Annotated in this window: 10 protein-coding genes; 8 read left to right on the top strand and 2 right to left on the bottom strand. The window is 57.6% G+C overall.

Annotated features, from left to right (window positions below; all coding sequences use genetic code 11):
* On the top strand, positions 1-335 hold a 335-nt coding region (locus HKN37_10575; protein NNE47092.1), incomplete at its 5' end, for an NAD-dependent epimerase.
* A gap of 63 nt (positions 336-398) precedes the next feature.
* The gene (locus HKN37_10570; protein NNE47091.1) at positions 399-4,094 is read left to right on the top strand and encodes a multifunctional oxoglutarate decarboxylase/oxoglutarate dehydrogenase thiamine pyrophosphate-binding subunit/dihydrolipoyllysine-residue succinyltransferase subunit; all 3,696 of its coding nucleotides are present in this window, start codon (positions 399-401) and stop codon (positions 4,092-4,094) included.
* 89 nt (positions 4,095-4,183) lie between these two features.
* Here the strand turns inward: HKN37_10570 and rpsU are convergent, their stop codons facing one another.
* A complete protein-coding gene (gene rpsU / locus HKN37_10565) occupies positions 4,184-4,420 on the bottom strand; it encodes a 30S ribosomal protein S21 (GenBank protein ID NNE47090.1) in 237 nt (78 codons plus the stop codon).
* Positions 4,421-4,613: 193 nt separating this feature from the next.
* Between rpsU and rdgB the strand changes: the two genes are divergently transcribed.
* From rdgB to HKN37_10545, 4 genes are read left to right on the top strand one after another with little or no spacing between them, the layout of a single operon-like run.
* Positions 4,614-5,216 (top strand): RdgB/HAM1 family non-canonical purine NTP pyrophosphatase, encoded by a 603-nt coding sequence (gene rdgB / locus HKN37_10560; protein ID NNE47089.1) that lies wholly within the window; start codon positions 4,614-4,616, stop codon positions 5,214-5,216.
* 6 nt (positions 5,217-5,222) lie between these two features.
* Positions 5,223-5,675, top strand: coding sequence for a D-tyrosyl-tRNA(Tyr) deacylase (locus HKN37_10555; protein ID NNE47088.1), 453 nt, complete (start codon positions 5,223-5,225; stop codon positions 5,673-5,675).
* A gap of 39 nt (positions 5,676-5,714) precedes the next feature.
* Positions 5,715-7,178 carry a hypothetical protein gene (locus tag HKN37_10550; GenBank protein ID NNE47087.1) on the top strand — a complete coding sequence of 488 codons (1,464 nt, stop codon included), beginning with the start codon at positions 5,715-5,717 and terminating at the stop codon, positions 7,176-7,178.
* A 39-nt stretch (positions 7,179-7,217) separates the two neighbouring features.
* Positions 7,218-8,903, top strand: coding sequence for an amidohydrolase (locus HKN37_10545; GenBank protein ID NNE47086.1), 1,686 nt, complete (start codon positions 7,218-7,220; stop codon positions 8,901-8,903).
* Here the strand turns inward: HKN37_10545 and HKN37_10540 are convergent.
* Positions 8,891-9,112 carry a hypothetical protein gene (locus tag HKN37_10540; GenBank protein NNE47085.1) on the bottom strand — a complete coding sequence of 74 codons (222 nt, stop codon included), beginning with the start codon at positions 9,110-9,112 and terminating at the stop codon, positions 8,891-8,893. The two genes, HKN37_10545 and HKN37_10540, sit on opposite strands and share 13 nt — an antisense overlap.
* A gap of 116 nt (positions 9,113-9,228) precedes the next feature.
* Between HKN37_10540 and moaA the strand changes: the two genes are divergently transcribed.
* Complete coding sequence (gene moaA, locus HKN37_10535) at positions 9,229-10,218, top strand: GTP 3',8-cyclase MoaA (GenBank protein ID NNE47084.1); 990 nt, start codon at positions 9,229-9,231, stop codon at positions 10,216-10,218.
* 91 nt (positions 10,219-10,309) lie between these two features.
* A complete protein-coding gene (gene moaC / locus HKN37_10530; protein ID NNE47083.1) occupies positions 10,310-10,801 on the top strand; it encodes a cyclic pyranopterin monophosphate synthase MoaC in 492 nt (163 codons plus the stop codon).
* Positions 10,802-10,817: the final 16 nt, after the last annotated feature.

Genomic DNA, 10,817 nt, shown 5'->3' with positions numbered 1-10,817 from the left:
CGATCGGTGAAACGTACTTTCTCGGGTCCGCCGCTCCTTCCACGTGGGAGGAGATACGGGACGCGACGGTTGACGTACTTGGCCGCCGCGTTCTGACGATTCGCGTTCCACCCGTCGCGGTTCGGCTCGTCGGCACCCTCACCGAAAAGGTCGCCTCCCTGATCGGGGAGTACCCACCGCTGAATCGCGAGAAGGCGCTTGAAATCCTTGAGGCCTGCAAGGCGTGTTCGAGTCAAAAGGCCGGCTCACACTTTGGATACAACCCGAAGGTGTCGCTGAACAAAGGGATCAGAAGCACAATTGAATGGTACCGGCAAACGGGGTGGATGCGGTAGGATCATGTTCATGGCCGCAGCCGGATGCGTACGGCGCCGCTCCGAAACGAATCAGTAAACATCATGCATGACGAGACCAGACTGGGATTTAATACCGGGTATGTAGAGCAGCTTTACCGGCAGTATCTGGATAATCCCGAGAGCGTAAGCGAAAGCTGGCGTGAGTTCTTTGCCGACTATCGGCCCAGTGAGTCCTTCGTGGCGGCAACTGAAGCCCGCAAGGCGGTCGTCGCGGCATCCGGCGAGCTGGAGGCGGAGGTTGCTGCGGCCGGCCTCACGGCCCGAGAGGGCGACGGAGCGGTGTCGCCCGCCGAGCCTGCCGCCGCAGAACTGGAATTTGAGGCGGAGATCAAACCCCTGCGCGGCGCTTCAGCGAAGATCGTCGAAAACATGGAGGCCAGTATCCATGTCCCGACGGCAACATCGGTTCGCACCTTCGCCGTGAAGCTGATGGCCGAAAACCGGAAACTCATAAACGACTACCAGAGGAATTCAGGGGGAGAGAAGGTTTCGTACACGCACATGATTGCCTGGGCGATAGTGCAGGGCCTGCGTGCGTTTCCGAGTATGTATACGACGTTTCGTCGCGTCGATGGTAAACCGGAGCATGTGATTCCCGAAGCGATCAACCTGGGCCTTGCTATCGACATCGAGCGTCGCGGTCGGCGGACGCTCATGGTCCCGAACATAAAGAACGTGGGCGACATGACGTTCCCTCAGTTTCTCGGGATCTACAATGATCTCGTCGGGCGTGCCCGCGACAATGAACTGGAGATCAGCGACTTCCGCGGCACAACCGCCACCATCACGAACCCGGGTATGATCGGGACGTCGCTCAGCGTTCCCCGACTCATGCCGAATCAAGGTGTGATCGTAGGTGTCGGCTCTATCGGTTATCCACCGGAGTACCACGCATTCGCACCCGATATCGTGAGTCGGACCGGCATCTCTCCGGTCATGACGATCACGTCCACGTATGACCATCGCGTTATCCAGGGAGCAGAGAGTGGTGCATTCCTGGCACACATCGCCCAATCGCTTCTGGGAGAACGAGGTTTCTACTCGACGCTGTTTACCGAGCTCAACATCCCGTACCAGCCGTTTGTGCTGACGCCGGACAATACGCCTCAACTTGGAGCGGACGGCTCGGAAACCGACATGATTCAGAAGCAGGCCAGAGTCCTGCAGTTGATCCGTGCGCACCGCGTGCGTGGACATCTTCAAGCCGACATCAACCCGTTGGGTTATGAGTGGGTGAATCACCCCGAACTGGACCCCGCCACCTACGGTCTCACCGTGTGGGATCTTGACCGCAAGTTTGTGACAGGCGGACTGGGTGGTGTGGATATTCTCCCTCTACGTGAGATTCTGTCGATCGTCAGGGAGGCATACAGCCGCAAGTTCGGAATCGAGTACATGCACATTTCCGATCCGACAGAGAAGGCCTGGCTCGAAGATCGTGTCGAACCTGTCGGAGGATTGGATGCACTGGTACCAGAGCTCAAACGGCGTGTCCTTTCAAAGCTGAACGCCGCCGAGGCATTCGAGCGTTTTCTGCACACCAAATACATCGGACACAAGCGATTCTCGCTAGAAGGATCCGAGACGGTCATCCCGATGCTGGACATGATCCTCTCCAATTCTGCCGACCAGGGCGTGCACGAAGTCGTCATGGGAATGGCGCATCGCGGGCGTCTCAACGTACTGGCAAACATTCTGCACAAACCATACGAGGTGATCTTCTCCGAGTTTGAAGGCAGTCTCGATCCGAACACAATGCAGGGGTCGGGCGACGTCAAATACCATCTCGGGGCGACCGGAACGCACGAATCTCCGGACGGAAATCAACTCAAGGTTACGCTTGCCTCCAACCCGAGTCATCTGGAGGCGGTCAACCCGGTGGTCGAAGGGATGGTGCGCGCGAAGCAATACAAACTCCGGCACCAGGTATCCGACGTTCCCGGCGGTGACTACAAGGACGCCGTTATTCCGCTCCTGATTCATGGGGACGCCGCGTTTGCCGGTCAGGGTGTCGTCGCGGAAACGCTGAATCTGAGTCAGCTGTCCGGATACCACACGGGCGGTACGATCCACGTCGTCATCAACAATCAGATCGGATTCACGACGACGCCGTCGGACGCCCGAAGCTCAACGTATGCGACCGACGTTGCGCGAATGATTCAGGCACCCATCTTTCACGTCAATGGAGACGATCCCGAAGCCTGCATTCGTGTTGCCATGATCGCACTCGACTACAGGCAGGAATTCAACAAGGACGTGGTCATTGACATGCTCTGCTACCGCGTGCATGGCCACAATGAGGGTGACGAACCGACGTACACGCAGCCGCTGCTCTACCGAAAAATTGAAGCGAAGAGGTCAGTGCGAAAGCTCTACACGGAGTATTTGCTTCGCAGAGGAGAGATGAGTCTCGAAGAAGCGGAGCAGATGCTGGATGACTATCGGGCTAGACTCGTTGAGGCATTCGAACGGACAAAGGAGGTGGTGGAGCGGGACGCCACAAAAGAGGTCGTCGTGTTCCAGCGAACAGAACCTAACGCGGAATCGCCCAGGTTCGATACGGCGGTACCGTCGGCGACGCTCGATACGATCGTCGGGGCGCTCGTGACATTTCCGGATGGATTCGACATACATAAGAAGCTGGCAAGACAGTTCGAGAAACGCGCGAAAGCGTATGAGGACGGAGTGGTCGACTGGTCGCTCGGTGAGGCGCTGGCTTACGGATCGCTGCTGCTGGATGGCACGACGGTGCGACTGGCCGGACAGGACTCAGGTCGCGGCACCTTTAGTCATCGCCATGCCGTGGTATTCGACCAGACAAACGGATCGGAGCTGGTGCCTCTGAACAACATCAAGGACGAGCAGCCGCACCTGCTGGTCTACGATAGCTTGCTGTCCGAGTATGCTGCCTGCGGCTTCGAGTATGGCTATTCCGTCGCCGATCCCGAGGCTCTCGTGATATGGGAGGCCCAGTTCGGAGACTTTTCGAACGGTGCGCAGATTGTTTTCGACCAGTTCCTTTCCGCTGCCGAGAGCAAGTGGGGTCAGCGAAGCTCCCTCGTACTACTGCTGCCGCATGGATACGAAGGACAGGGTCCGGAGCACTCCTCGGCCCGTCTTGAGAGGTTTCTTCAGATGTGCGCGGAAGGCAACCTGACGGTGTGCAATCTGACGACGCCCGCCAACCTGTTCCACGCCTTGCGCAGGCAGGTCAAGATGGAAAAACGGAAGCCCCTGATTGTGATGTCGCCAAAGAGTCTGCTGCGGCACCCGAGTGTGATTTCGTCGCCAACGGAATTCACGGAGGGTCAATTCGACGAAGTGCTTCCGGCGACCAACGCCGATGTCTCGGCCGTGAAGCGAATTGTGTTTTGCAGCGGGAAGCTGTATTTCGACTTGATGCAGACTGCAGAAGCCCATCCTGAAGTGCTCGAAGCCACAGCCGTAGTCCGCGTCGAGCAACTGTATCCATTTCCGCACGCTGCACTGGTGCGCGAGGTTGATCGATTTCCCGAGGCCGACGTGTTCGTGTGGTGCCAGGAAGAACCCATGAACATGGGAGCCTGGACGTTCATTGCACCTCGACTGGACGACGTGCTCGCTTCGAGATCAGGAAGCGAATGTGGCAGCATTCAATACCGTGGCCGACCGGCCAGCGCCAGCCCTTCGAGTGGCAGTGCCAAGGTCCACCAGGTCGAGATGGAGAAACTCATTTCGGAGGCGCTGGACATCGCGTAGTCGCTAGCATAGCGATTGCGCCGGCGCCAAAAAAGAAACGCCGCCCAAAAGAGGCGGCGTTCGCGTCTGCCAAAACTATTGTCCGGGAATCAGTACGATCTCGATCTCTTGTGGGCGTTCCGCGCAGCCTTCTGGCGGGCCTGGCGTCGTTCCTCGGATGGCTTGGTAAAGGCCATGTTCGCCCGGTAAATACGAAGTACTCTGCTGCGGTTCACCGCGCGCTTGAACCGGCGAAGAGCCCGGTCAATGTTCTCTTTATCTCTTAATTTGATTCCGACGGACACTGAGGAAACCTGTTTAATTACCCGGATTTTGGACGGCCTCATAAATTACGGTCGGCCCTCTATGTTTCCAAATAGGGAGAGGAACGGACCGTTCCAACACCGTTTTCACCGGAATTGATTGTCCGTCAGGCTCCGAATAGCCGCAAATGGCGATTCTGTTCGTTGGCAGATCGAGATCAGGTTCTGAATCGCAGTTGCATAATCGTTCAAATCCCGGCCCAATCGGCCCTGAAATTTGAATTCAGATACAAGAACGCTCGTTGTTGCGACGGGCAACCAGGGCAAGCTGGCCGAGATCCGAGATCTCCTGCACAGCCTCCGTATTGAGCTGCTGAGTCTTGCAGACTTCGAGCACCTGGAACCGGTGGAAGAGGATGCATTGACGCTCGAGGGCAATGCCGTCAAGAAGGCACGCGTGATTTTCGAATCGACGGGCATCCCGACCATCGCGGACGATACGGGTCTCGAGGCAGATGCCCTCGGTGGGGAGCCTGGCGTGTTTTCGGCGCGCTACGCCGGCCCGGACTGCGAGCCGGTCGCCAACAGGATGAAACTTCTGACTGAGTTGTCGGACAAGGAAGATCGGCGAGCAAGATTTCGGACCGTTGTTGCCCTGGTGTCGAACTCGGAAACCATCACCTTCGACGGAGTCTGCGAGGGTAGCATCACCACGGCCGAGCGAGGCTCGATGGGGTTTGGATACGACGCCCTCTTTGTACCTTCAGGGAGTACCAGGACATTCGCCGAGATGGATTCAGATGAAAAGAATGAGATCAGTCACCGCGGTAAAGCGCTCCGAAAGCTCCGCGATTATCTCCAGTCTCCCACTCGACGGTAGCGGCCTGTGATCGCACTTGTGCAGCGCGTCCATCGTGCATCGGTGACCATTGACGGTCGTGTCGTCGGTCGTATCGGTCAAGGCGCACTTGTCCTTCTGGGCGTACATCGAGACGATAGCACCGGCGAAGTCGACTGGTTGGCCCGCAAGTGCGCTGCCCTTCGCATCTTTTCGGACGAAGATGCTAAGATGAATCGCTCCATAGTTGATATCGACGGAGAAGCCCTCGTCGTCTCACAATTCACTTTGTACGGGAATGTAGAGCGTGGCAATCGGCCTTCATTCGTCGAATCGGCTCCGCCGGAGGTGGCGACGCCGCTGTACGAAAAGTTTGTCGAGCGACTGTCCGAACTCATCAACCGGCCCGTTGAAACCGGACAGTTCGGGGCAATGATGGATGTGGAACTGATCAACGACGGACCGGTGACGATTTCCATTGAACGGAAACCCGGCTCCTGATCTTCTGGACATCGGAGAAACGAAAACACTGAACTCTGTATGCGTATTTGCCTGCTCACCGACCAGGACCTCGACGGCCACATTGATGAGGACGATTGGCCGTGTGATCCCCGACCGTATATCCCCGAAGCGACCTGGGAACTTGCAGTCCTTGAGAAGGACGCTGTCGTCAGCCAGATTATAGAGATGTCGCAGAAGGGATTCGACGTGTTCTTCAATCTGTGTGATGGCGCGTGGGACGAAGGACGGCCGGGGCTTGATGTTGTCGACGCCCTGGAGAAACTTGATCAGGCGTTCACCGGGGCTAACTCGCTGTTCTTCGAGCCTTCAAGAGAAGTGATGAAGAGGGTCTGTCGTGCATGGGGTATCGGTACGCCGGACTATGTCATTGCCAAGAACAAACAAGACGTCGAGCGGGCGGCCGAGATGCTCCGGTACCCGATGATCGTGAAGCATCCCAGCAGCTACGCCAGTGCCGGGCTTACAAAGAAATCGAGAGTTGAAACGGCCGACGAGTTACTTGCTCAGTCCGAGATCATGATGACGACGTATGCCGGCGCCTTGATCGAGGAGTTCATCGAGGGCCTTGAGTGTACGGTCCTGGTCGCCGACAACCCGGACGACTGGGGTTCGCCCACCACTTACCAGCCCATACAGTATCGATTTCCGGAGGGCGAAACGTTCAAGCACTACGGCATGAAGTGGGAGGACTACGCGGGCCTCGAGGAGTCGCCCGTAACGGATGTGGAGCTGGATGCACGACTCCGCCAGGTTTCCGCCGATTTCTTTCGTGGCATCAATGGCGTGGGCTACGGTCGATGCGACCTTCGTGTAGATCACGAGGGTCAGCCCTTCATGCTGGAGATAAATCCGAACTGCGGCATGTACTATCCGGCGACGGATCCGGGAAGTGCCGACCTGTGCCTGATGAACGATCCTGCCGGGCTTGAAGGGTTTACACGTCAGATTGTCAAAGCCGCGATCGGCCGCCACCGAGACCGCCGGACCGGATGGTATGTGCGTACGAAAGATTCAGAGAATTACGGCTTGTTTGTCTCGCGAGCGTTCAAGGCCGGTGAGCGAGTCGTCACTTTCGAGGGGCAGCCTCATGAGCTCGTCACGAGGCGCTACGTTGATTCGGTCTGGCGCGAGCCACATCTATCGTGGTTCGGACAGCGAGCGTGGCCGCTTACAGAAGAGGTCTGGGCGATCTGGAGTCGGGATCCAGAGCACTGGAAGCCGATAGATCATTCGTGCGACCCATCGTGCTGGCTGACCGGACTTGATCTAGTGGCTCGGCGCGATCTGGAGCCCGGCGATGAAGTCACGCTTGAGTATGCCACGCTTCACAACGAAGCGATGCCCGACTTCCACTGCAGTTGCGGCGCCGAGGACTGCCGTGGAACCGTTCGCGGGACGGATCACCTGGCGGACTTTGTCGATCGATATGGTGATCACATTTCGGACTACGTTCGCACCCAAAGGATGTCGCGCCGTCGGTGACCCGTCGACAAGGTCGTGCTCATATACAGATACAATGCTATGCAACGGGATTTCGAAGGGCGGATACGAGCGGCGGCTGTACGCGTGGGATTGTTGGTAGTACTATGTGCTACAGTCGGTTGCACCGAGAGCGCGGATCTGATCGTGGTCAACGCCAATGTTTACACGGTCGACGAGCACATCCCTCAGGCGAATGCTTTCGCCGTCACGGACGGGAAGTTCGTTGCGGTTGGTGACAGTCTGGATATCGTGTCCCGCTTTGCCGCACCCACCGTGCTGGATGCGGCTGGTCGCACGGTCGTTCCTGGCCTGATCGACTCTCACGGGCACCTGGTGAATCACGGTTTCATCAAGATGAACGTCGACCTGAGAGGAACGACGTCGATCACGGAGGTTGTCTCCCGGCTGCGAGAGCGAGAGAGCACGTTGCCGGAGGGTGAGTGGCTCCGTGGACGAGGGTGGGACCAGAACGACTGGGCGGAGAAGCGATTTCCGACAAGAGGCGATATCGATCCTATGTTCCCCGATCGCCCCGTCTGGCTTGAGCGAGTGGATGGACACGCGTCGCTGCTGAACTCCGCCGCTCTTACCGAGATGGGAATTGACTTGGATGGTCGTACACCTGATCCTGTCGGGGGTAGAATTGTAAGAGATGCGGCCGGTGTCGCAACGGGTCTGCTCATTGACAGCGCGTCCGATCAGGTGACTGAGGTCGCTCCCGAGCCGTCTGCGGAGATGATCACTCAGGCGATTGAACGCGCCATGGCCGATGCGGCCGCACTCGGCTTGACCGGGGTGCACGAACCGGGGCTACAGCTCGACACGCTGGATATTTATCGGAGGCTTGTGGATGAAGAGAAGGTCACGCTCCGACTGTACGGCATGACCGAGGACTTGAAGAGCCTGTTCCAACAGGTGTGCAGCGACGGACCGGTCGAGGCCTATGGTGACGTGCTGACTGTACGGGCCGTCAAGTTGTATGCCGATGGCGCTCTTGGAAGTCGCGGCGCATCTCTGCTTGAAGACTACTCGGACGATGCCGGCAACCGGGGGTTGATGCGAAAGAGTGCTGAGGAACTCAAGGACGCGGTGATGCGCACGGTTGAGTGCGGCCTGCAGCCTGCCGTGCATGCGATAGGTGACGATGCCGTTCGAATCGTGCTTGACATATATGAGGAACTCGGCCGGTCGCGAGACCTATCGGTCATCAGGCCCAGAATCGAGCACGCTCAAATCGTAAGCCCCACTGACATCCCGCGGTTCCAGGCTCTGGGGGTAATCGCAGCGATGCAGCCGACGCACGCTACCAGCGACATGTACTGGGCAGAGGAACGACTCGGAGCGGACCGGCTTGCCGGCGCCTATGCGTGGAAGACGTTAATAGACTCAGGTACGCATGTGCCATTCGGGTCCGACTTTCCTGTTGAATCCGTCGACCCGATGAAAGGGTTTTATGCTGCGATTACGAGACAGGATGCAGATGGGTATCCAGACGGAGGCTGGCTCCCTCAGGAGCGTGTCTCGCGCGTGGCTGCACTACGTGGTTTCACCATCGAGGCCGCATACGCAGGCTTCATGGAAAACGAAGTGGGCTCCATAACCGAGGGCAAGTTTGCAGACTTCGTGATCCTTGATCGGGATATAATGACAATTCCCGCGGCCGCCATTCTCGATGCACGGGTCACCGCGACATTTCTCGGCGGCCGACAGGTTTACGGCGAATGAGGCGATTCATCCTCAACGTCATCGCGACCACAGCTATTTCCGCAGCACCCGACGCGCGTAAGGAAGAGCACAATAATTCCAACGACGATCCATGGCAGGATCTGTCGGCCGAGGCCGCCGAGCGGAATGAAAGAAATGTCGATGGTGGACAGCGCAACGAGCAACAGCACCAGCGCGGCGAGAACCAGTGGCCTGGATCGATCTTTCATTGGATTACTTTGTTTGCCCTTTCACGACCCTTACGGCCGGTGTATTCTGGTTGTTGCGCAGCGAACGACCTGGGGTTCGATTCGTTAGACTCACAGATTATCGATTTCGGTGACACATGAGCGACATTCTGACCGACCTTCACGGTCGGCAGCATTCCTATCTGCGGATCTCAGTAACGGAGAGATGTAACCTCCGGTGCCACTACTGCATGCCGGCAGAGGGCGTAGACCTGAATCCACGCTCCGATCTTCTCACGTTTGAGGAGATCGTGCGAGTTGCCGAAGTATTTGCCCGACACGGGGTCTCACGAATACGGCTGACGGGAGGCGAGCCGCTCGTCCGGAAAGACATCGAGAAACTCGTTGGATCACTGGCGTCAATTCAGGGCATCCGGGCCGTCATGATGACCACGAACGGGATGTTGCTTAACCGCAAGATTGCCGTGTTGCGTTCTGCGGGGCTCAGCGCAATCAATCTCAGCCTGGATACTCTGCAAGCGGAACGGTTTGAGTCCATCACCCGGCGCCCGGGTCTCGACAAGGTACTCGCGGCGGTAGACCTGGCGATCGAACACGGCTACGCGCCGCTGAAGATCAACTGCGTCGTAATGAAAGGTGTGAACGAAGACGAACTGGTTGACTTTGTGGCGATGACGGAGACCATGCCGGTGAGCATTCGGTTCATAGAATACATGCCGTTTTCCGGCAACGGCTGGAGTGACGACTACTTCGTGCCGTGGAGTGACATGCGAGATGAAATCGAGCGGAAGTACGGTGAGCTCGTTCTCGTGCCCGGTCGACCCAGCGCGACGGCGAAGGAATTCCGTGTCCCGGACTTCACAGGTACGGTCGGATTCATTTCGTCGATGAGCGATCATTTCTGCGGCGCGTGCGACCGGCTTCGTTTGACCGCGGATGGCAATCTGAAAGTGTGTCTTTTCGGGAGGCGCGAGGTTAGCCTTCGAGACATGATTCGTGAGGGACGTTCGGACGCCGAACTGGAGGCTGAGATCTCCGATGCCGTGCGACGAAAAGCACCTCAGCATGCCGGTATGTACAATCTGGTCGATGACGAAAACAGGCCGATGATCCTCATCGGAGGCTGACGACAACACCTTGCGGCCCGAACAGGTCGCGGCTATCTTCGTTGGTGTATTCTATACCCACTTTGACTCTGATCACAACAACACGAGAAGCATGTCTCAGGGAGAAATTCTGACGCACGTCGACCCGGAAGGCGGCGTGCATATGGTAGATGTTTCAGACAAGCCGAGCAGCGTTCGCACGGCGGTCGCTACCGGGACCGTATTTGTCGGCGAGACGGCATTTCTTTTGATCCAAGATCGCGAAGTCCGCAAGGGTGATGTGCTGGCACTTTCGCAAGTCGCAGGAATCATGGGCGCCAAGCAAACCAGCAAACTGATTCCGCTGTGCCATGACGTGGACCTGAGGGGAATCGACGTGGACCTTACTCTTAATGAGCATGACTTCTCCGTAGAGATACGGGCCTTTGCGAAGAGCACCGGACCGACCGGTGTTGAGATGGAAGCACTGACCGCGGTGTCCATTGCGGCACTGACGGTGTATGACATGTGTAAATCGGTATCGAAGAACATCGAAATCTCGGGTATCCACCTGCTGGCCAAGACGGGCGGCCAGAGTGGGGACTACCTCAAGTCGGACAACTGACAAATCCCTTCTAACA

This window comes from Rhodothermales bacterium (assembly GCA_013002345.1).
In the GTDB taxonomy this organism is placed as follows: domain Bacteria; phylum Bacteroidota; class Rhodothermia; order Rhodothermales; family JABDKH01; genus JABDKH01.
The sequence above is the reverse complement of the archived record's forward strand: the minus strand, read 5'-3'. Positions and strand labels throughout refer to the sequence as shown.